The sequence below is a fragment of the Bacillus sp. J14TS2 genome (assembly GCF_018333015.1).
Taxonomy (GTDB): Bacteria; Bacillota; Bacilli; order Bacillales; family Bacillaceae_C; genus Lederbergia.
Genome location: NZ_BORE01000001.1, coordinates 101,770 through 125,566, shown reverse-complemented (window position 1 = coordinate 125,566; position 23,797 = coordinate 101,770). Strand labels below are relative to the sequence as shown.

Annotated in this window: 20 protein-coding genes; 19 read left to right on the top strand and 1 reads right to left on the bottom strand. The window is 36.9% G+C overall.

Features of this window, described 5'->3' with window-relative positions:
* The first annotated feature begins 195 nt into the window (after positions 1-195).
* The 6 genes from KI375_RS00550 (at position 196) to KI375_RS00525 (ending at position 5,959) form a co-directional block, all read left to right on the top strand.
* A complete protein-coding gene (locus KI375_RS00550) occupies positions 196-369 on the top strand; it encodes a YjzC family protein (RefSeq protein WP_212971620.1) in 174 nt (57 codons plus the stop codon).
* A 122-nt stretch (positions 370-491) separates the two neighbouring features.
* Entirely contained in the window at positions 492-1,466 is a 975-nt protein-coding gene (locus KI375_RS00545) for a nuclease-related domain-containing protein (RefSeq protein WP_212971619.1), read from the top strand.
* 564 nt (positions 1,467-2,030) lie between these two features.
* Complete coding sequence (cysK, locus tag KI375_RS00540; RefSeq protein WP_212971618.1) at positions 2,031-2,963, top strand: cysteine synthase A; 933 nt, start codon at positions 2,031-2,033, stop codon at positions 2,961-2,963.
* 77 nt (positions 2,964-3,040) lie between these two features.
* Entirely contained in the window at positions 3,041-3,883 is an 843-nt protein-coding gene (locus KI375_RS00535; protein ID WP_212971617.1) for an ABC transporter ATP-binding protein, read from the top strand.
* The gene (locus KI375_RS00530) at positions 3,816-4,568 is read left to right on the top strand and encodes an ABC transporter permease (RefSeq protein WP_212971616.1); all 753 of its coding nucleotides are present in this window, start codon (positions 3,816-3,818) and stop codon (positions 4,566-4,568) included. Before KI375_RS00535 ends, KI375_RS00530 begins: the two co-directional genes overlap by 68 nt.
* Before the next feature lie 419 nt (positions 4,569-4,987).
* Positions 4,988-5,959, top strand: a complete 972-nt coding sequence (locus tag KI375_RS00525; RefSeq protein ID WP_212971615.1) for an aliphatic sulfonate ABC transporter substrate-binding protein — start codon at positions 4,988-4,990, stop codon at positions 5,957-5,959.
* Between the two features lie 1,244 nt (positions 5,960-7,203).
* Here the strand turns inward: KI375_RS00525 and KI375_RS00520 are convergent.
* Entirely contained in the window at positions 7,204-7,977 is a 774-nt protein-coding gene (locus KI375_RS00520) for an SGNH/GDSL hydrolase family protein (RefSeq protein WP_212971614.1), read from the bottom strand.
* A 158-nt stretch (positions 7,978-8,135) separates the two neighbouring features.
* On the opposite strand from KI375_RS00520, the gene KI375_RS00515 reads away from it, so the two are divergent.
* The 13 genes from KI375_RS00515 (at position 8,136) to KI375_RS00455 (ending at position 23,731) form a co-directional block, all read left to right on the top strand.
* A complete protein-coding gene (locus KI375_RS00515; RefSeq protein ID WP_212971613.1) occupies positions 8,136-8,876 on the top strand; it encodes a YveK family protein in 741 nt (246 codons plus the stop codon).
* The gene (locus KI375_RS00510; protein WP_212971612.1) at positions 8,869-9,564 is read left to right on the top strand and encodes a CpsD/CapB family tyrosine-protein kinase; all 696 of its coding nucleotides are present in this window, start codon (positions 8,869-8,871) and stop codon (positions 9,562-9,564) included. Before KI375_RS00515 ends, KI375_RS00510 begins: the two co-directional genes overlap by 8 nt.
* Before the next feature lie 433 nt (positions 9,565-9,997).
* Entirely contained in the window at positions 9,998-10,765 is a 768-nt protein-coding gene (locus KI375_RS00505) for a tyrosine-protein phosphatase (RefSeq protein ID WP_212971611.1), read from the top strand.
* 482 nt (positions 10,766-11,247) lie between these two features.
* Positions 11,248-13,074, top strand: a complete 1,827-nt coding sequence (locus KI375_RS00500; protein WP_212971610.1) for a polysaccharide biosynthesis protein — start codon at positions 11,248-11,250, stop codon at positions 13,072-13,074.
* 184 nt (positions 13,075-13,258) lie between these two features.
* Positions 13,259-14,371, top strand: coding sequence for a DegT/DnrJ/EryC1/StrS family aminotransferase (locus KI375_RS00495; protein ID WP_212971981.1), 1,113 nt, complete (start codon positions 13,259-13,261; stop codon positions 14,369-14,371).
* A gap of 1 nt (position 14,372) precedes the next feature.
* Positions 14,373-15,056 (top strand): sugar transferase, encoded by a 684-nt coding sequence (locus KI375_RS00490; protein WP_212971609.1) that lies wholly within the window; start codon positions 14,373-14,375, stop codon positions 15,054-15,056.
* Positions 15,053-15,670, top strand: coding sequence for an acetyltransferase (locus tag KI375_RS00485; RefSeq protein WP_212971608.1), 618 nt, complete (start codon positions 15,053-15,055; stop codon positions 15,668-15,670). Before KI375_RS00490 ends, KI375_RS00485 begins: the two co-directional genes overlap by 4 nt.
* Positions 15,671-15,674: 4 nt before the next feature.
* Complete coding sequence (locus KI375_RS00480; protein WP_212971607.1) at positions 15,675-16,967, top strand: glycosyltransferase family 4 protein; 1,293 nt, start codon at positions 15,675-15,677, stop codon at positions 16,965-16,967.
* A complete protein-coding gene (locus KI375_RS00475) occupies positions 16,942-18,261 on the top strand; it encodes a nucleotide sugar dehydrogenase (RefSeq protein WP_212971606.1) in 1,320 nt (439 codons plus the stop codon). Before KI375_RS00480 ends, KI375_RS00475 begins: the two co-directional genes overlap by 26 nt.
* A 534-nt stretch (positions 18,262-18,795) precedes the next feature.
* On the top strand, positions 18,796-19,926 hold the full coding sequence (locus KI375_RS00470; RefSeq protein ID WP_212971605.1) for a glycosyltransferase family 4 protein: 1,131 nt from the start codon (positions 18,796-18,798) through the stop codon (positions 19,924-19,926).
* A gap of 42 nt (positions 19,927-19,968) precedes the next feature.
* Positions 19,969-21,156 carry a CDP-glycerol glycerophosphotransferase family protein gene (locus KI375_RS00465; RefSeq protein WP_212971604.1) on the top strand — a complete coding sequence of 396 codons (1,188 nt, stop codon included), beginning with the start codon at positions 19,969-19,971 and terminating at the stop codon, positions 21,154-21,156.
* A gap of 45 nt (positions 21,157-21,201) precedes the next feature.
* Entirely contained in the window at positions 21,202-22,488 is a 1,287-nt protein-coding gene (locus KI375_RS00460) for a lipopolysaccharide biosynthesis protein (RefSeq protein WP_212971603.1), read from the top strand.
* Positions 22,489-22,540: 52 nt separating this feature from the next.
* Complete coding sequence (locus KI375_RS00455; RefSeq protein ID WP_212971602.1) at positions 22,541-23,731, top strand: O-antigen ligase family protein; 1,191 nt, start codon at positions 22,541-22,543, stop codon at positions 23,729-23,731.
* The last annotated feature ends 66 nt before the right edge of the window (positions 23,732-23,797 follow it).

Sequence of the window (23,797 nt, the reverse complement as noted above, 5' to 3'; positions counted from 1 at the left end):
AATGGGCTTCTTCGCCCGGAAATGGGTTTTTCAAAAGGAGAATGAGTTTCTTTTCCCAGAAATGGGCTTTCTAATACAAAGAACTCCGATCCATAAGAAAGCAATCGGCACGCCGTTTGCCTCTTATTAATCAAACGTTTGATTAAATGTTTTGGTAAAGATTTATCAACATTTATATTTTGGGAGGTCCTTCAAATGGCAGACAAATACAAAACTGGTGAAAATGTTCCCGAAAGTGGCAAGTTTAAGGTTGATAGCTTGGTTAACGGGAACTCTCATAATGATGGCACTGCCATTGATATTGAAAAAGGGGAACAATTCCCACCATCCCCGAGTAGTCGTGAAGCTGCTTTCTGGGTAAAAGCATAAAAATAGAAGCAAATGGGGCCTTAAATATCAGGAAGGCTTTTTGCATAAAAAGAAGGACTTTTAGCACTAGCCTCGAATCCTATTAAAAAGGAATACAAATAGGAGAGGAGAACATAAATGAAATGATCATGAAATCAAGAACCAAGCCACTGGCTTTGAAAAAAATGGAAGCGATCATGAAGAGAGTAAGCGAAAATCATTGGAATAGGAAGGAAATCGAAACAGAATACAAAACTCGCTTAGCTGGCTATCATGGGGAAAAGACAGTGGATTATCACCTTTCGTTATTAAACCCAAACAATTACCTCATATTAAACGATCTACGTCTCAAAAACCGGACCGGAACTTATTTTCAGATTGACACAATCCTAATTTCTCAAGATGGAATGCTCCTTTTATCCATTAAAAACTTCCGTGAAAAGGTGATTTTTGAAGAGTCGACAAGACAGATGATTCACATTGTTGATGGCAGGGAAAGGGGCTATGCATGTCCAACTGTTCAAGCTTCCCATCATGAAATGCAGATAAAACAATGGCTTGGAAAAAATGGTTACCCTCAATTCCCCATACACTCCTTCATCATCTTCAGCGATCCTCACACCATTCTCAAAATCAATGGCAACCCCGAACATTATCAGCATATCTTTACTAGTAACCAACTTTATCTAAGGATGTCTCACTATGAAACGCATATTCATAAAAATTGTATGAGTAAGAAAATTATGAACTCCCTAAGCAACGAACTAATCAAACAGCACAAACCAGCTAACTACGATTTAATGAATAAATTAGCAATCAAACAAGCAGAAATTCAGACTGGAGTTCGTTGTCCCCAGTGTGACCACCTAGCAATGGAGCGGAAATATGGAAAATGGCTCTGTCCAAGATGCCAACAAACCTCCGTAAGCGCGCATATCCAAGCACTACTGGACTACTTCCTACTCATAAAACCTTCCATCACCAATGCACAATGCCGAAAATTTCTTCATCTTCACTCACGTTACCAAGCGCAAAAAATATTAAACACATTCCCTAATCTGAAGAAAACAGGAAAAAATAGAGGTACAACCTATCATTATAGAGGATTTCAAAAATAATTCCTTAATCGAAGCAATCGCCAAGCCGATTGCTCCATTTTGGTTATTAAAAAGGTTCTTTGTGAAAAGGAGCTCCCATTTAGTCATGAAGAATCTCATGGCTAAGTTGAAAAAGCCCATTATTTATTCAAGAAACCCATTAAGTTCAAGAGAACCCCATACCAAGGTTAAGATCCTCATTTGCAGATTAAGAAACCCATGACTTACCGGAGAAACCCATAATGAAGCAGGGAAACCCATTCTATTTCTAAGAGCCCCATAAACACCATGAGAAACCCATACTCAGGTCAAGTTCCCCATATTCCTCAATCTAGGCCTCCATTTCAAGCATAACCATTAAAAATGAATCCTCTTACCCCAGTGCCTAATTTAAAAATTGTAAAAATAAAGCTTGACGATTGACTTAATTCATTGTATTTTGGTATGTATTATCAGTTATTAATTCTTATTAAAAAACGACGTCAATCTCTTGAAAAGAGGAGAGAGGACATTCATTTTTAATTTTATAAATGTAAGGAGTTTGATCAGAGAATCATTTTTTCGATGATCAGGGAGGTATTTAGGATGTTGAGAAAGGTAAAGTCAATTGCTGATTTGGTGGGGGATACGCCACTTGTACGTTTAAATCGCTTGAATGACCCAGAGGGTGCTGAGGTGTTGGTGAAGCTTGAATATTTTAACCCAAGTCGAAGTGTAAAGGATCGGGCTGCCTATAATATGATTATAGAGGCTGAGCGGGCAGGACTGCTAAAGAAAGGGGCCACGATTATTGAACCGACATCTGGGAATACCGGGATTGGTTTGGCGATGAATGCCGCGGCAAAGGGATATCGGACGATTATTGTCATGCCGGACTCATCGACTTTGGAGCGGATCAATATTTTAAAGGCATACGGGGCGGAGGTTATACTTACGCCAAGTGCTGAAAAGATGCCGGGCTGTATTCGTAAGGCGGAGGAATTAGCGGAAGGTATCACAGATAGTTTCATTCCGATGCAGTTTGAGAATGAGGCGAATGCGGATATTCATAGGAAAACGACGGCCCAGGAAATTATTGCCGCTATGGAAGACAACGGTAAAAAGTTAGGCGCCTTCGTCTGTACAGCGGGAACAGGTGGAACGATTACAGGCACGGGTGAGGCGTTAAAGGCATATAATCCCAATATCACCGTCCATGTTGTAGAACCGGCGGGATCTCCCGTTTTATCCGGCGGTGAGCCGGGCAAACATAAGCTGGTGGGCACAAGTCCAGGCTTCATTCCGCCGATCTTGAATACAGAGATTTATGACGAGATTTTAAAAATTAAAGATGAAGAAGCTTATGAAACGACAAGGAATTTGGCAGCGAAAGAGGGCTTACTACTGGGACCTTCCAGTGGAGCGTCCGTGTTTGCAGCATTGCAAGTAGCCAAGCGACTATCACCAGATCAAACGGTTGTATGCATTGCACCAGATTCTGGCGAACGCTATTTATCAAGTGATTTATTTCAATTTTAATGGGGGCCTGTCCCCCTTCTTTTTTAAAAGTAAAATATAGTAAAACACTAGGTTTAATAATGTATGGAGGTGAAGGGATGTATCTCAGTTTAGAAGGTATTGAGAAAAATTTTACGAATAAACAGAATGAGAGCTTGCTAGTCTTAGATTCTATTGATTTACAAGTTGATAAAGGGGATTTCGTTTCAATTGTAGGGCCATCTGGTTGTGGAAAATCAACCTTGCTTTATTTGATTGCAGGGTTAGATCAACCAGACAAAGGAAGAATTGAGGTCCTTGGTAAAAAAATTGAAAAACCGAGTCCGGAGCGGGTTGTGGTGTTTCAAGAATCAGGCTTATTCCCGTGGCTGACTGTTTTGGAAAATGTTACCTATGGCCTGTTATTAAAAAAGATGTCCAAACAAGAAGCGGAAGAGCGTGCACGAAATATATTAAAAATGGTGCACTTAAGCCGATATGTGGATTCCTATCCGCATCAGCTTTCTGGAGGAATGAAACAAAGGGTGTCCATTGCGCGAGCACTTGTGATGGAACCAGAGGTCCTACTAATGGATGAACCCTTCTCCGCTTTAGATGAACAAACGCGGATGGTGCTACATCGCGAGCTATTGGAAATCTGGCGAGAGACGAAAGTGACGATAATTTTTGTCACCCATAATATTCGGGAGGCTGTCCAATTATCGGAAAAAATCGTCGTCATGGCCACACGTCCAGGACGGGTAAAGGAATTAATTGAAGTACCTGTCACTAAGGATGGGATCATGCCGGATAGCGTCACCCTCCATACGGAACAGCGTGTACTGAATATCTTGCAAAATGAAATTGAAAAAGTGTTGAAGGAGGAGATGGGAGATGACTATCGCTTTTCGGCGAATCAGTTTCATCGTGATCATAGCGGCGATATGGGAAGCCACATCTAGATTATCGGGACTTCCAGATTTCATGTTCCCATCATTAATCCAAGTATTTGAGACCTTGTTCAATGGCATTATCAATGGACAAATTTTGGTCGCCGTCGGTAAAAGTCTTAGCAGGCTGTTAATCGGGTTTTCAATTGCGATTGTACTCGGCTTAATAATGGGGTATCTCATTTGGCGTTATAAATTAGTTGAGGATACACTTGGTTTCCTTGTCACAGCCTTACAATCGATTCCAAGTATCGTCTGGTTCCCATTGGCAATTATCTGGTTTGGTTTAAATGATATGGCAATCTTATTTATCGTCACCATTGGGGCCACTTGGACCATGACAACAAGTGCGACGAGCGGCTTTAAAAATGTCCCTCAATTGTATCAAAGAGTAGCGAAAACATTTGGCTCAAGCGGTTTTCACTTTATCCGCACCGTCATTTTACCCGCATCTGTCCCACACTTATTATCAGGCTTACGAATCGCCTGGGCATTCTCTTGGCGCGCGTTAATGGCCGGAGAATTACTTGGTGCAGGAGGCGGGCTTGGTCAACTACTGGAAACAGGGCGCTCACTAGGACAAATGGACTTAGTCATTTCCGTCATGATCGTGATCGCCGTCATCGGCACAATCATTGATCAAATCTTCTTCACTCGTTTGGAACGTTCTGTCCAAACTAAATGGGGCGTCGCTTAATTTTTGGAGGAAGCTCAGTATAGGCAAGAGATCTATGTTAGTTTCCTTGGGCCAGGAAGGCGTTTAATTTTGTCATATGGGTTATTATCATGAGAAATGGGGCTCCTTTTCAAGGGAATGGGTTTCTCAGCATAGGTATGGGCCTATACCCTAAGGAATGGGTTTCATATTCACGAAATGGGCTTGTTTCCCAAGAAGCCAAGGTGAATGAGTTTATGGGCTTCCCTGCAAATAAATGGGTTTGTTTTAAGGAAGAATGGGCTTCTTCATATGAGGAATGGGTTTCTCGGCACGAGAATGGGCCCCATCCAAGAAAAATGGGTTTCATGCCACATAAATGAGTTCTTTCCCATAAGAATGGGTTTCCTAGCGAATTCCCATTAAAATACGAATGTCATTGGAAAAAGAGGAGAAATGTAATGAAAAAATTATGGATAGGTTTATTACTAGTAATCGTCTTAGCGGGTTGCGGAAATGGGAAAAGCGATACTGTGAAGATCGGCTATTTTCCAAACCTTACACATGTTGCGACGATTGTTGGTTTGGATAAAGGATTTTTTCAAGAGGAGCTTGGCGAGAATACGAAGATTGAGACAAAGACCGTCAGCAATGGTGGTCTCTTTATGGAAGCCATGACCACGAAAGCGATTGATATTGGTACAGTCGGTCCCGGACCGGCAATTAATTTCTATGTGAAAAATCCTCAGCACCATATTGTGTCAGGTGCTGTCAATGGGGGAGCGGTTCTAGTAGCTGGAGAAAATAGTGGGGTCGAGACATTAGCCGACCTTGATGGAAAAAGAGTAGCCATCCCAGTTATCGGAAGCACGCAAGATGTGATGCTGCGTAAAGCACTTCAGGAAGTCGACCTGAATGTACAGGAAAATGGGGGAACAGTGGAACTATATGCTGCAGCTCCTGCGGATACAGCGTCCCTATTTGTCCAAGAATCGGTTGATGCCGCTGCAACACAGGAACCATGGGGATATATCCTTGAAACACAAGCAAACGGAAAACTCTTATTGGACTGGGAAAACTTTGCATGGGGGAAAGATTCCACAAACACAGTTGTGGTCGCTAGAGACGATTTCCTTGAAAATGACGAACTTGTTCACGCCTATCTCCGTGCCCATCAAAAAGCCGTGGAGTTTATCCGGGAAAATCCAGAAGAAGCACAAGAAATTGTTATCGAACATATTAAAGAATTAACCGGTAAAGAAGTGGATGCAGAGGAAACACAGGCAGCCTTCGAACATTTAGAAGTGACCACAGACGTCAATGAACAAGTCATCAAAGAAATGGCCGAAATTAGTAAAGAAGCCGACTACATTGAAAGTGATGATATTGAAGGACTCATTAACCTAGACTATTTGGAAGAAGCAAAAGAATAAAATAAAATGGGGCAAAACTGAGGATCACGGCTTTGCCCCTCTATTTGGTTGCAACCGGCTGTGCCATTTGCTTCCTTATTAGGGAAGTTTTATTCGCCTTTCCACTGAGGTGCGCAATCCGACTTCTTTCAGAGAGTAATGGGGTTCTCATGTAAGTTATGGGCTTCACCTAAAATAAATGGGCTTTTCCCAATAGAAATGGGTATGTTCTTCAGAAAATGGGCCCCTCACGCACAAGAATGGGTTTCCTCCTCCAATTATGGGTTTTTCATTCATAGTAATGGGGCCACCCACCTCTAGAAACGGATCCTGTGCCCAAACAAAAAAACCAGTAGGGGAGAGAACCCTACTGATCTTCCGCTTGCAACCGGCTCACCAGTTGCACTCAGGAAAAGAACGATCAACAAAAGACAGAAGCGATGGCAAGAGTTTAAATCAGGAAATGGTGAACGATTGTCTGCATGCAAGGGAAGTAACAGGGATGGATGAAGATGGCGACCCACGGAATGTGGATCGGAATAGCTCTGTGACGTATAGAAAATGAGGCGGCAGGATGTAGTCATTTGCAATACGTCGTACCTTAGCCATTGCCCTAAAAACGAGTGCTTTTGTCCATGACAAGGAGTGGGTTTCAAGACAAGGCTCTCGCCCCAATTCCCTCCGAGATTGCATTCCGTCCGCATACAAGCTCGAGTGCATGAGACAAAAAGTCATACCATTTCTGTACGAAGAAATTGAATCCAGCTTGGCATGCTCATAACATAAGCATAAGGCACGAGCAGTGGATTAGCACGAGCCTTTCCCGCAAATTTTAATAGTCACAGCAGTCGCGACGAGCTGCCTCTTCACGACGTCTACAACATTTATGACAATGACAACCGTTATCAGGTTCTCGATCTCCTACGCCACCAACATTAACTTCACGGCACTTACATACGATGACACGTCGTCTTCTCCGCCGTCTATCCTCAACGCCACCTACAAAATCATTATCGTCATGATAACACATATACATATCTCCCCTCTTTTAGTAAAGGCCGGCCGACCTTACTATATACTACGGGGAAGTGGCCAATTAGATTGTACAAACAATCTAGTATAAACGAGGATTTTTTCAAATAAGTAAAAATAAAATATCGAAATGCCCGCATAAAAAATCGCCACCAGATTCTCCACTTAGGGTAGAAAGTCCAGTCGCGATTTTTCTTGTAAAATTCACACATTATCCTGCAGAACCATATCCATTATTCCGCAATAAAATATTCCTGCAAATACTCAAACCAGACTTCATGACCTTTTTCATTTGGAGCGCTCTCCCCATTCACCACATAATCAGAAGCATCCTCTGGCCAGTTTTCCCAGTGGTCAAGATAAGGAATATCATGTGTGTCCGCATACCTTTCCAAATCCTGAACCTGCATCGGGTAAATACTGGAATCAGGAATAGGACGAGCTGGTTGTAAAAGGACGACTGCGTCTGATAGTTCATCGAGGAATGTATCAAGATTGTCGTGGTTCTCACCAACATCGACAACACCGTTGTCATTTAAAATAAATGGCTCGAATAATACCAATTTAGGTGAAAAATCGACAACATCCTCATATTTTTCCTCGTCAATAAACTCTGTTGAGGTTAGGTCATATTCAAAAAGCTTTACATCGACGACATCATCCCCATAGCTTTCCTCTAATGCCTTTTTCAACATAGCAGCCCAGCCATCCTCGCCGCCTAACGCAAGTGAACCAACAATAGCGATCGGATAGGCTTCCTCGTTTTCAATCGCTTTCTCTAAGTCGGCCTGTGCCTCTTCAGGCCAGTTGCTAGCCAACTCCACAACCTTAGTGTCCACATCCTTTTCTTTCTTTTCCTTATCAGTTGCTTCTGAATGATCATCTTTTTTCGGGGTCGAATCAACTTCAGAAGCGACCACCCCAGTCCGATCTTTCCAGTACAAATAACCTGAACCAAGAAAAACCAGACAAGCCAAAACTATAATGGCTGTCAACAAATTTCGCATCGTTTTGATACCCTCCTAAGACAAACATACTAGATTCATTGCATATCCTGGCAAAAGATTCTAAGAAAACATGAAAAAATACCAGTTCAAAAACTTACATACTATGCTATAATAATACACGTTAATAGAATAGTCGACAATCATCCAGGGAGGATATTATGGAAGAAACAATCAGTTTAAAAGAGCTGATGCAGACTCTACGTAAGAGAATGACCTTGATTATACTGATTACAGTAGTGGCAATGGTCCTAAGTGGAGCGATCAGTTTTTTTGTGCTTACACCCATCTATCAATCTTCAACGCAATTATTAGTGAATCAATCCAAAGATGAGCAACCAGTCAATAATGTATCGGAAATCCAAACCAATTTGCAATTGATTAATACATATAATGTCATCATCACAACGCCAAGAATTCTGGATAAGGTAATTGCGGACCTAGACCTTGGCATGTCCGTTAATCAATTGAAAAATAATATTACTGTGCAAAGTGCGAAGGACTCGCAAGTTGTCGATATTACTGTACAAGATCCGGATCCGAATCAAGCTGCTGCGATTGCGAATAAAGTCGCAGAAGTATTTGAAAAGGACATCGTCGGTCTTATGAATGTTGATAACGTGAACATTCTAACCAAAGCAGAAGTAGGACCAACGGCTTCGCCGGTTAAGCCGCAGCCACTACTAAATATTGCGATTGCTGCTGTTGTTGGCTTGATGCTTGGCGTGGGACTAGCCTTTTTACTTGAATATCTTGATAATACGGTTAAAACAGCTGAAGATATTGAAAAGTTGCTAGAATTACCGATGCTTGGGGCTGTTGCCAATATTGAAGATCAGAAGATTCAAAGAAAAGTAGGGAATAGTCGCAATGCTAGAGTAAGGAGTGAGCAAGTTGGCTAAACAAGATCTAACCCCGCAATCGGGACGACGTAAATTAGTCGCGAAGGCCAATCCAAAGTCACCAATCTCGGAGCAATATCGGACGATTCGGACGAATATTGAGTTTTCTGCAGTTGATGAAGAAATCAGCACCTTAATGGTGACATCATCTGGACCAGCAGAAGGAAAATCAACAACGACCGCCAATTTAGCCGTTGTGTTTGCGCAACAAGGGAAAAGGGTATTGATTGTCGATGCGGATATGCGAAAGCCAACTGTGCATTATACATTTGGTATTACCAATACGATTGGATTAACGAATGTTCTCACTCGTCAGGTAGTATTAGAAGAGGCGGCCCGGTCTACGGATGTGGAAAATCTACATGTATTGCCATCTGGCCCCATTCCCCCAAATCCGGCTGAATTGCTTGGATCGAAAGGGATGCAACTTTTCTTTGAAGGAGCAAAAGAGCAATATGATCTGATTATTTTTGATACCCCTCCTGTCTTAGCTGTCACAGATGCGCAAATTTTGGCGAATAAATGTGACGGAACCGTTCTAGTCGTGGCAAGTGGCAAAACAGAGCTCGAATCCGCTCAAAAAACAAAGGAACTTCTAGCAGCTGCACAAGCGAAAATACTAGGGGTTGTCTTAAATAATAAAAAAATGGAAAAAACCGATTACTACTATTATTATGGAACGAATTAAGAAGAAAGAGACTACTAGGAAGAAAGCAACTCGATAATAAAAAACTAGTATTTTTTTCTCGGAAAAAGGTTTTACATCCATAAAACGATTAGTCCAAAATAACCGTATCAGTTGTTTTGGACTATTGAGTTTTACTGTTGGTTTTTACATCATCCTAAAAAAGTACTTGATTCCTCTTTCTTAGATTCGATCATTCCAGAAAATCGATCCTTTATCCCGGTGCAACCGTTCGTAGAACTCTGATATACTTCCAAAGAAGTCTAAGTGGAGGAAAAAGGGCACTAGCACCTTGATAATCTCGTTTTATTCGTGAAAATAGCGAGTAGTCATGAGCCTGATAAAGGCTGTTACGCTTTATGCTTTATTTCTTTCAGTTAGAGGATATGCTGAAAGAAAGAGTACATTTACTTTTAATGGAAGGGAGAAGAGGTAAATGATTGATATCCATTGCCATATACTTCCTGGCGTAGACGACGGTGCGAGCCATTATACAGATAGCTTATTAATGGCGAAACAGGCAGTCAGTGAAGGGATCCATACAATTATTGCAACACCACATCATATGAATGGTCATTTTTTGAATACAAAAGCAGATATTATGGTGAAAGTAAAAGAGTTAAATGAGTATTTGCAAGCAGAACAGATTGACCTTGAGATTTTACCAGGTCAGGAGAATCGAATTTATGGGGAGATCATGGAGGATTATGAAGCTGGAGAGATCCTTAGGCTAGGGGATACCTCTCACTATTTATTTATTGAACTTCCAACCAACCATGTTCCACGTTACACTGAGCAACTATGCTTTGACATCCAGATGAAAGGATTAATTCCAGTGATTGTCCACCCAGAACGAAACACGGAATTAATCGAACATCCAAACAAACTCTATCAGTTAGTGAAAAATGGAGCTGCTTCCCAAGTTACGGCGGGAAGTCTCACTGGTTACTTCGGTAAAAAAATTCAAAAGTTTAGCTTTGACTTAATCGAAAATAATTTAACTCATTTCTTAGCCTCAGATGCTCATAACACTACGACAAGAGGATTTAAAATGGCGGAAGCAGTTGATTTAGTGGAAACAAAATACGGTCTTGACTATGTCGAGCTATTCCTGCAAAACGCAGAAGTCATACTAGATGGACAAGATATTGATCGTGATATTCCCAAACAAATCAAAAAGAAAAAATTCCTAGGCCTTTTTTAGGCCAACAGGATGTTGGTCAGAACGGCGTTGCGCCAGGACGGTGCGCCTTTAGCCGTTCATCCTTATAAAAAGTTTTTTTGTGATTACCTATACTCATATAGTGAGCAACCCGAAGGAACTAGGCCTATATACGGGTGAAATGCCGGTTATGTCTCCAATCCGTTATCAACGGAGGCACTCGGTTATCCTGTGGGAGGGAAAAGCCCCTACCTTAGACACATTCGTTGTCAAGAGGATAATGTGAGGGCGGGTTAGATGCCCGTGTTTTAGGCTAACAAGACGACGTACACGGATGTACTAGTGCAGGCAAAGCAACAGGATGGTGCATTTTGACCTTGCCGTCGGTACTGCGCGTCTTAGCCTTTGCTCTTTAACGTTTCATTATTTAACGAAAGGTCGTGTGTGTACATGATCTTTCGTTAGCTAGTGAAAATAAGCTTAAGTATACATAAATCTATTAATTGAGAAAGAAGGGATGCCTAGTGACTTATCCAAAACGTCTATCGTTATTGGTTTTGTTGGATTCTGCCATTGTATTGTTTTCGATTTATATTGGCTATTTCCTCCTGCACCCATTTTCAAACTTTTATACGTCGAAACTTTTACTAATGAGTTCACTTATCCTACTCGCAAGCCATCATTTATTCGCTTTTCTTTATCGTCTGTATAACAAAGTTTGGGAGTATGCTAGTGTTGGAGAATTGCTTAGTATTGCCAAGGCCGTAACATTTTCGATCTTAACCGCAGCTGTTGCACAATTTATTGGTGTTGGTCATGTCTATTGGCGTGTGCTGTTTATCACTTGGATGCTGCATATTTTGTTAATTGGAGGTTCACGTTTTTCATGGCGAATGGTGCGCGATCGTTTAAACAAATCAAAAGCAGAAAAGAGAAATACTTTAATCGTTGGTGCTGGTTCTGCTGGGACAACGGTTGCCAGGCAGTTGCTTCACCATGAAGATGGAGAGCAAATACCAGTCGCCTTTGCGGATGACGATCTAACAAAATACAAGTTAGAGATTTTTAACTTAACCGTGTGTGGAACGATTGAGCAAATTCCCGATATTGTCGAGAAAAGAGACATTGAAGATATTATTATTGCGATTCCTTCTTTATCGAAAAAAGAAATTAGGCGAATTTACGAAATCTGCGCACAAACAGATGCTAATGTAAAAATTATGCCGCTGATCGAAGATGTGATGACAGGGAAAGTTTCGGTCAGTGCGATCCGCAATGTTGAGGTAGAAGACTTACTAGGGCGCGAACCAGTGAAATTGGATAGTAGCCAAATTTCAGAGTCAATCACAGGCTCAACCGTATTAGTGACTGGTGCCGGTGGCTCAATTGGGTCGGAAATTTGCCGGCAAATCTGCCACTTCGCTCCGAAAAAGCTATTATTATTAGGGCATGGTGAATTCAGTATTTACTCGATTGATATGGAACTGAAAAAACAATATAGTCAAGAAATTGAGATTATTCCGATCATTGCCGATGTGCAAGACCGTACACGCATCTTTGAAATAATGAATGACTATCAACCCGATGTTGTCTATCACGCTGCAGCCCACAAGCATGTACCATTAATGGAATATAACCCAAGGGAAGCAGTGAAGAACAATGTGTTTGGCACAAAAAACGTGGCAGAAGCTTGTGACACATTCGGCATTCACACATTTGTATTGGTTTCAACAGACAAAGCTGTTAACCCACCAAATGTGATGGGGGCAACCAAGCGGATTGCGGAAATGGTGATTCAAAACTTAGCCAAAGAAAGCCAAACGAAATTTGTTGCCGTTCGTTTTGGAAATGTATTGGGCAGTCGCGGTAGTGTCATTCCATTGTTCAAAAAGCAAATAGAATCAGGTGGACCTGTGACGGTGACACATCCAGATATGACCAGATATTTTATGACAATCCCAGAAGCTTCCCGTCTTGTCATCCAAGCAGGTGTCTTAGCCCGCGGTGGCGAAGTCTTCGTTTTAGATATGGGTGAACCAGTCAAAATCGCTGATCTTGCCAAAAACTTAATTACTTTATCTGGATATACATTAGAAGAAATCGGTGTGGAATATAGTGGCATTCGTCCCGGCGAGAAAATGTATGAAGAACTACTTAATGAGAATGAAGTACAGAAAGAACAAGTTTTCCCAAAGATACATATTGGGAAAGCAGAACCGATGGAGAAAACAGAGTTATTCGAGATTATAGAAAGCTTTGAACATTTAAATATAGAAGAAACACGAGATACCGTACTAGCAACAGCGAATTGGAAGGTAACAAAGGAAGTAAAAGTGGGCAATAGTCATTAATGAGAATTTTAAAAATGAGTATATGCGAAATTAGTAAAATAGAAGGGTAACCTTTTTTGTATTTAATGACAATGTGTGATAAAGGCTCCTTTATCGGTGATGCTTGGTGAAACATTAGTTACCTCTAACAGGATTAAAAGGTGAATACATCTAGAAAGGAAGTAGGAAAATGGAATCTACTAAAGTGAGGGAAAGATTATTTCTTTCCTCGCCACATATGAGTGACGAGGGTTACGAAATGGAATACATAAAAGAAGCCTTTGATACAAATTGGATTGCCCCCCTTGGTGAAAATGTAAATCAATTTGAAACAGAACTTGCTGCCAAGGTGGGTTCGAAATCAGCGGCAGCTTTATCTTCAGGAACAGCTGCGATTCATTTGGCACTAAAAGCCGCAGGTGTAGGTGAAGGAGATGTCGTATTCTGTCCATCTCTTACCTTTTCAGCCACAGCCAATCCCATTATCTATCAAAATGCGATTCCAGTATTTATCGATAGCGATGAAGAAACTTGGAATATGTCTCCAGATGCATTAGAGGAGGCATTTGAGAAATATCTACAAGTAAAAGCAGTTATTGTTGTCCACCTTTATGGTTTATCTGCTGATATGGATAGGATTGTTGAACTTTGTAAAAAACATAATGTGACATTAATCGAAGATGCTGCAGAATCTTTAGGTACATATTATAAGGGAAAACATACTGGGACTTTTGGAGATTATGGAATCTTCTCTTTCAACGGAAATAAAATAATCACGACTTCTGGTGGGGGGATGCTTGTTTCGGATAATGAAGGGAAAATTGCAAAAGCAAGGTTTTGGGCAACACAAAGTCGGGATCAAGCAAAGCACTATCAACATAGCGAACTTGGTTTTAACTACCGAATGAGTAATGTGGTAGCGGGAATTGGCAGAGGACAGTTGAAAGTATTAGATCAAAGAGTTGAGAAGAAAAGATATATTTTTGAGTACTATAAACAGGAACTTGGTAATCTTGAGGGTATTAAGTTCATGCCAAGTAACGCATGGAATGAACCGAATTACTGGTTAAGCAGCATGATGTTGACTGGCTCTATCAGACCTTTTGACGTAATGGAGGCTCTTGAAAGAGAAAATATCGAATCAAGACCTGTATGGAAGCCAATGCATATGCAACCATTCTTTGAGAAGTATAACTACATAGGTGGTAATGTGTCTGAGAAATTGTTTGAGAATGGGGTATGTTTGCCTTCTGATACGAAGATGACAGATAAGGACTTGAATAGAGTTATAACGATTATTAAAGGATTGTGGAAGTAAAATGAAAATAGAAACTAAACCTAATATAAATCCTCCTTCCCAAAAGACTGGGCGAGAGGGAGTTTATAGGCGTTTTGTAAAAAGACCAATGGATTTTATTTTATCGTTAGTAGCTATCATAATTCTCAGTCCGATTTTATTAGTAGTTGCTGTTCTTGTTAAGCTTAAGCTTGGAGGTCCTATATTTTTTAAACAGGAAAGACCAGGACTAAATGAGCAAATCTTTATGATGTATAAGTTTAGGACAATGACAGATGAAAAGGATGAGAATGGGAATTTATTATCTGATAGTGTAAGGTTAACGAGATTTGGAAAATTGCTACGTTCTACATCACTTGATGAACTACCGGAACTCTTCAATATATTAAAAGGTGACATGTCCATTATTGGTCCGAGACCATTATTAGTGCAATATCTGCCACTGTATAACGAAGATCAAAAAAGACGCCATGAAGTTCGTCCAGGTCTCTCAGGTTTGGCCCAGGTGAGTGGTAGAAATGCAATTACTTGGGAAGAAAAGTTCAAACTAGATGTTAAGTATGTTGATAATGTAAGTATATTTGGAGACTGGAAAATTATATTTCTAACTATAATGAAAGTATTTGTGAGGGAAGGTATTAGTTCGGAATCTTCAGCAACAATGGAACCTTTTAAAGGAAACAAAAAGGAAAGAATTGAGATATGAAGGAAAGACTGCTAATTATCGGAGCAAGCGGGCATGGAAAAGTCGTTTCTGACATAGCGATGAAAATGAATAAATGGCAAAGCATTGCTTTTTTAGATGATGACGAAAAAATCAAATCCTCAATGGGGTTAAAAGTAATTGGAACTTCTCAAAATGTTTCCAAATATATAGATGAATATGAAATATTTGTAGGTATAGGTAATAATTGTATACGGCAAAAAATCTATAATTTATTAGAGGAAGAGGGAGCTACTATTCCAACACTAATTCATCCTGATGCAGTAGTTGCACAGCAAGTGGTGGTAGGAGAGGGAACAGTTATAATGCCTGGAGCGATTATTAATAGCTGTACTAAAATAGGTAAAGGTTGTATTCTCAATACTGGTTCTTCGATAGACCATGATAATTGTGTAATGGATTTTGTTCATATTTCACCAGGAGTTCATTTAGCGGGTAATGTAAATGTTGGAACTAGATCTTGGATGGGGATAGGCAGTATCGTAAGTAACAATTTGTCGATTACGAATGATTGTGAAATTGGTGCAGGTGCTGTGGTAGTTAAGGATATAACTGAATCTGGCACATATATAGGTGTACCGGCTAGGAGAGTATAGAGGAATGAAGAAAAATGTTTGGATATGGAATCATTATGCGACCAATATGTTCAAAGACTGTGCTGGGAGACACTATTGGTTTGCAGAAAACTTAATTGATAATGGCTATACCGCAACAATTTTTTGTGCCTCCACTTTTCATAATATGAATGAAAATATTGATACAGGCATTCAGTTGTATGTTAAAGATGAGGTTAATGGCATCCCATTTGTTTTTGTAAAAACACCTTCTTATCAAGGTAATGGGAAAACTAGGATAAAAAATATGATAGCTTTTTATAGAAATCTATTCCCAGTAGCTAAAGAATTCGCAAAGATTCACGGGAAACCTGATGTAATACTTGCTTCTAGTGTGCATCCACTAACTATGTTAGCGGGGATAAGATTAGCAAAAGAATTCAAGATACCATGTATTTGTGAGGTTAGAGATTTGTGGCCAGAAAGCCTTGTTGCTTATGGTGCATTGAAAAAAAATAGTTTAATTGCTAAGTCACTATATCATGGAGAAAAATGGATATATAAGAAAGCAGACTCCGTTATTATGACTTGGGAAGGTGGAAAGGACTATATCGTTCATCAAGGATGGGAAAAAGAAGTTGATTTATCCAAGATTAAGTATATAAGTAACGGAGTTGTAATAGACACATTTGATAAAAATAGTCGGGAAAGCAAGTTAGTTGATCAAGATTTAGGAAATAAGGATTATAAGAACATTGTTTATACTGGATCAATAAGGAAGGTTAATAATCTGGGTTTGTTAGTGGATGCTGCAAAAATAATACAAGAACAAGGTAGAAAAGAAATTAGATTTTTGATATATGGATCTGGTAATGAAGAAGATGTTCTTAAGCAGCGTTGTATTGATGAAAATATAAACAATGTAATCTTTAAAGGACGTGTGGAAAAAAAATATATACCTTATATCTTAAAAAGTTCTTATATAAATATTCTTCATAATGAAAGTACCTCATTAGATAAATATGGACAAAGTCAAAATAAATTTTTCGAATACTTAACAGCCGGTAAATGTATTGTTCAGACATACTCAACTGGTTATAGTATTTGTGAGAAATTTAATTGTGGGGTTAGTGCACCTATTCAAAACGCAGAGGAAATCGCAAAGGCTGTTCTCAATTCATGTGATGATGAACAAGAAACTTTACAAAAAGGGAAAAATGCTAGGGAAGCTGCAAAATATTTTGACTTTAGACTTTTAACGAATAAATTAATAGAAATTATTAAAATTGTTGACGAAAGTGGGAAAAAAGTAAATGAGCATGTACGAAAAACTAGTTAATAAAGAGGAAAAAATAGCGGTAGTAGGACTTGGCTATGTCGGTATGCCGATTGCAGTTGCATTTGCCGAAACGGTGGATGTAATTGGCTTTGACTTAAATACTCATAAAATTGATCAATATAATAATGGGATAGATCCTACAAATGAAGTAGGTGATGAAGTTATACGGCAAACAACAGTTGATTTTACTTCTAATGCAACTAAATTGAAAGAAGCAAAGTTTCATATTGTTGCTGTTCCAACGCCAGTAAACGCAGATAAAACTCCTAACTTAAGTCCTATAGAAGGGGTAAGTAAGACTCTTGGACAAAATTTAACAAAAGGGTCGTTTGTGGTATATGAATCTACAGTTTACCCTGGCGTTACAGAGGATATTTGTATTCCTATACTTGAAAAGGAATCTGGACTAAAATGTGGACGTGACTTTAAAGTTGGATACTCTCCAGAACGGATAAATCCAGGGGATAAAGTAAACCGTTTAGAAAATATAGTTAAAATTGTATCTGGTATAGATAATGATTCATTAGAAGAGATTGCTAAGGTTTATGAACTGGTTGTTGAAGTTGGTGTCCATCGAGCTACATCGATTAAAGTTGCCGAAGCGGCTAAGGTAGTAGAGAATAGCCAACGGGATATTAACATTGCTTTTATGAATGAACTCGCAATTGTATTTGATCGTATGGGAATTGATACACAAGATGTCGTAGAAGCAATGAATACAAAGTGGAATTCACTTAAATTTCATCCCGGATTGGTCGGAGGACACTGTATAGGAGTCGATCCGTACTATTTTATTTATGAAGCAGAAAAACTTGGTTACCATTCACAAATAATTTTATCAGGTAGGAAAATTAATGATGGAATGGGAGAATTTGTTGCTGACACTATTATTAAGAAATTAATCCATTCTAATAAGGTAGTTAAGAAAGCAAAGGTTGTAATATTAGGTATAACTTTTAAAGAAAATTGCCCCGACACCCGTAATTCCAAAGTAGATGATATTATTAAACGTTTAAATGAATATGGCATTGATCCAGTTGTAGTTGATCCATACGCGGATCCAATAGATGCAAAACGTGAGTATGAGGTTGATCTAGTTCCATTGGATATGGTAGATAATGCGGATTGTGTAGTATTTGCCGTTGGTCATAGTATGTTTAAGGATATGACATTAGAGAAGATAGATGAGTTATTCGGTGATTTTTCGAATGAAGAGAAGGTAATTGTTGATGTTAAAAGTATTTTGGATAAAGATCAGATTATAGAACGTGGATATAGTTATTGGAGGTTATAAAAAGTACGGTTAGTATAGATAGTATTCCCGGTTTATAGTGGGAGTGCATTAAGCATTGCCCCATCTATACGGATATTATCATACAGGGGCAATGAGAAGGTGATTAAGGAGTATACTTAAAAGAGACTCTACCTTCTCTAACCTCGAAAAGTCACAGAGTTAAAGAAAATGACAAAACAATACTTAGAATATTAAAATTCCGATAGATCATATAAGAGATGGTTAACAAAGTTCCGCGCAATTTCATCTTCTCGAAATTTTAGCTTGTTAGAAATAATGAAATTAGTATTGCTGTTAGTGCAGCTTTTTGGCGATTACTAGATGGAGTATCCCACACGGAACTTTCGAAAAGTGATTTCCATGGTATACCTGGGGAAAAATAGAAGTACCGGAGAAAAGCAATCAGGCTAAAAAACAGAAGGAGTTTATATTGAAATATTGCTTTTTTGTATCTTGGCAAAATGGAAATTACAGTTTCTTTAGATTTTTTTATGATAAATAGTTTTAAATATAATCTGTGTAGGGAGAAGAAATATGAGAGTATTACACATTTGCTCATACTATATAGGAAATAAACTTTATAATAATTTAGTTAAAAGTTTGTCTTTTAAAAATATTAATCAAATTATTTATATACCAATTAGAGAAAAAGTTCAATTTGGTAAAAATCAACTTCCGTCGACATTTGAAACCGTAAAGTATGAGTATAGTAATATATTAAAGAAAAGTGATAGATATTTTTTTATAAGAAAAATATCTAAACAGAAGAAAGATATTGAGTGTAATATTCTGAGTGAAGTTTTACCTGATGTAATACATGCACACACTGTTTTCAGTGATGGTGGCACTGCATATTTGCTTTATAAAAAATATAAGGTTAAATATACTGTGAATATCCGAAATACGGATATAAATTATTTCTATAAGTATGCCATTCATTTAAGGCCCTTGATGTATAAGATATTGTTAAATGCTGAATCTATTGTCTTCATTTCTTATGCATATCAAAGGAAGATGTTCTCATTATTACCGTCACAGGTGGTATCAAAAATTAAAAATAAATGTTTGGTCATACCAAATGGTATATCTGATTATTGGCACAATAATCTTGCCAAAAGGAAAAGTATTAAGGAATCGACTGATCTTACTTTATTATTTATAGGTACGCTAAATAAAAATAAAAATATAAAAACAGTTGTTTATTCTTGTCATGAACTTATTAAGAGAGGCTATAACATAAAGTTGAATATTATTGGAAATGGTCCAATGGAACAGGAAGTCAAGAATCTTTGTGAAAAACTAAATATTTATAGAGATACTGTATTTCACGGCTATATAAATGATAAAAGTTATATTTCATCAATAATGGACAAGAGTGATATATTTATAATGCCCTCAATTAAAGAAACATTTGGACTTACCTATATTGAAGCAATGTCTAGAGGGCTCCCTGTTCTATATTCAAGTGGGCAAGGAATAGATGGTTTTTTTGAAGAAGGTAAGATCGGATATTCAGTTGATCCGTATAATATAAATTCTATTGTTGATTCAATTCATAAGATAGTTAATGAGTATGATACTATGTCAGTTAACTGTATTGAACTATCTAAACAGTTTAATTGGAAGAGTATATCTGAAGATTATATTAAATTATATCAGAGATAATAGTTATTTAGAAATGCTATTTTTTAATTGGGAGTCGATTAGATGAGTATTAAGCAAAAGTTTTTTTCGAAAAATGCCTTTCAAGGTATCTTTTACTTGTTGACCTATGCAATCCCAATGTTTATATTATCACAATTATTACAATTCAACTCAAAATATAAGGATATTTGGATAGTTTGCGAACGATTTAATGAGGCAAGAGATAATGGTTATCATCTATTTAAATATATAAGGGAAAAACATAGCAAAATTAAGTGTTTTTACATTATTGATAGAAGTTCAGCTGATTTATCGAAAGTAGGATCATTTGAGAATGTTATTTACTTTGGAACTTTTAAACATTATTTATACTACTTTTTAGCTAAAAGACATATATCGACACATGGTGCTGGAAATGGATGTATGCCAAATATTTATGCTTGTAAATTGTTGGATTTTATTGTAAAGCCTAGAGCGAAAAATGTTTATTTAAAACATGGAATTATAAAAGATGATTTACCTTCACTCCATAAAAATAAATCTAGAATTGATTTATTTGTATGTGGTGCCTCATTAGAATATAAATTAGTAAAAGAAAAATTTGGTTTCAACAATAATGAAGTAAAATATCTTGGTTTAGCAAGATTTGACAATTTAATGAATTTTTCAGCGAAAAAGCAGATAATGTATATGCCTACTTGGAGAACGTTTCTTAGATATTCTAATTCTAAGGAGTTCAAAGAATCAAATTATTATAAAAAGATTAATGCTTTATTAAATAATAAAGAATTAATAGACTTTTTAGATCATAATGATGTATCTTTTGTTTTATGTTTACATCCTTTACTCAAAGAATACTCACATTTATTTAATAAAACAGGAAAGAATATTAAGATTAATAATACAGCAGAAAATGATATCCAGTTACTATTAAAGGAATCAGCTTTATTAATAACAGATCACTCAAGCATTTACTTTGATTTTGCATATATGAATAAACCGATTGTATATTATCAATTTGATAACGAGGAATTTTTTAAATCTCATTCAGGAATTCGAAAATTTGATTATTTAAAACAAGGTTTCGGTCCAGTTTTAAAAAATGAAGAGGAGTTAGTTAAACAAGTAATAAATATTTCTAATAATAATTTTAAGAATACAAGGTTATATGAAAAACGTATTGAAGATTGTTTTCCTTTAAGAGACAATAAAAATTGTGAAAGAAACTTTCTGAGTATCTTAAATTTGTAGTTGCATTTATTAGATTTATTATAGTGGCTTATTAAAGGAGTAGTAATGAATATAAAAAATAGATTAAATGCTTATAAAAACTCGTCATTTGTAAAGCAAGTAACGATAATGGTAACAGGGACTGCTGGTGCGCAGGCAATTACTTTAGTTACCTCTCCACTTATTACTAGACTGTATGGACCAGAAGCATATGGTTTAATGGGTGTCTTTATTGCGTTTATTGGTTTTATTATACCAATTTCCGCTTTAACATATCCTATTGCTATTGTCTTACCCGATAATAAAAAAGACGCTTTAGGGTTGGGCAGATTATCACTATATATATCATTAATTTTCGCTATTATCTTCACTCTTCTAATAATATTTTTTGGTGAAGAAATGGTAACTCTATTTCGAATAGACGAGATAAGTAGCTTTCTATATTTTATTCCAATTGTTATATTTTTCTCTGGTCTCTTACAAGTAATAGAGCAATGGTTAATTCGTACTAAACAATTTAAAATAACGTCAAAAGTAGTGTTATTTTATACAACAATATTTCAAGGGAGTAAAGTTGCACTTGGTTTATTCTATCCATTTGGTTGGATGCTCATATCATTAACAGCTTTTAGTAATGGTATGAAAGCTTTTTTAATGTTTATATTTAATAAGGAAAAGGAAAAATTACCAAAGGTTAATTTTAAAAAAGAGCTATTACTCATTAAGAATCTTGCGAAGAAATATAAGGACTTTCCAATTTATAGATCTCCCCAAGTATTTTTAAATGCGGCAACGCAAAGTATACCTATTTTAATGTTGGGAGCTTTTTTCGGTCCGGCATCAGCTGGATTTTATACGATAAGTCGTACTGCATTAAGTTTACCAGTTCAGCTAATCGGTAAATCCGTAGGGGATGTATTTTATCCAAGAATTTCAGAGGCTGCGATCAAAGGGGAAAATTTAAATTATCTTATAAAAAAAGCTACTATCTCTTTATTTTTCGTTGGAATCATTCCTTTTGGATTAATAATTTTATTTGGTCCGTGGCTGTTTAGTTTTGTATTTGGCGAGGAGTGGAAAGTGGCTGGTGAATATTCTCGTTGGTTGGCTTTAAGATCATTTTTAACATTTGTAACTAGACCTAGTATTATTTCAATGCCAGTGCTTTCTGCGCAGTCATTTCATCTTAAATACACAGTTCTATCATTAATAATAAATATACTTTCATTAGCAATAGGTAATTTCATATTTACAAATGATGTGATTTCGATTGCCTTATTCGGCTTTTCAAGTGCATTACTAAATATTATATTAATCCTAATAGTCTTGAAAAAAGCAAAGAGATATAGCTAACAAAATAGACTATAATAATAAGTACATTAAGAAATTACTAGGAGGTGATTTAATGAAGGGAGTTTCATTAGATAGATTCACTACAATTATTATCTTTTTTACTGTGCTTCTATATCCATTAGCAAAAATGACAACTATAGACAGTTTCACTCTTTTATCACGTTTATTAATCACCATTTTAATCACAATGATCTTTTTATGGCTTATCTTCTTTGTTACTTTTAATAAAAGGCAGTTACTTTTGATTACACCTTTTATAATTTTTGAAGTAATTTATATATTAAACATTGGTAATACTTTTAATATTGATACACTGTTTATCATTATTCACCACTTATTAATTTTAATGCTAGTAATTTTTCTAATTAATATCAAATGGACAGCAGGTCAAGCAAAAATATTTAGTGCAATTTACTTTATAGTTTTTCCATTTCTAATATTATATTCAATTTTAAATAATGGATTAGTTAATTCTAATACAATTGGCGGTTACACATATTTATTAGCTTTTTTTCCTTTACTATATTTAGTTGGTTATAATAAAAATAAAAGATATATCTTTGTGATTTTAATAATGTCAATTTCAGTGATATACCTATCTGGAACTCGATCAATTATGTTAGCTGTTGGATTCGGGATACTTACATATATACTATGGAAAGTAATAACACAAAATAGACTTCTCTTCTATGGTTACTTTATAGTAATGTTAATGATAATATTTTTAATTACAGTTGTGTATCCTAATATTAATAAATTTGGTAAGTTTATTGAGCTTAATGATCTCTCTATAAAATATACAGGAAAGTCTTTACTTAGTGGAAGGAATCAAATATGGGAGTTATTATTAGATTTTATAGCTCAGGAGCCCTTATTTGGATATGGTTCTGGAACTATACCAAACAATTTATTGCAAACTACTCTAACCAGCCATAACTTATATATTCAGATAGCATTACAAGTAGGTTTAATTGGTCTACTATTTCTATTACTATTCTTATTTGCTATTTGGAAAACGTTTTGGGAGGAACGTAACAACCCAATGATTATATTGGTGTCTTGTTATTTTATAGGGATAATCATCTATCAAGTTTTTGAAGTGACCTTAACACAAAATAACTTTGGATTCATGATTTTACAATGGATAATATTAGGAATAGGATTAAGTTATTGTTATGACAAGATAAACTCTAGAAAAAAAGGATTAAAATCCTCAGCTAAGGTGGATAGCGTTAATACATGACAATGTAATAAGAATGAACTACGAAGTTTTTTAAAATGAATGTTATACAAAATGAAAGGTTAACCC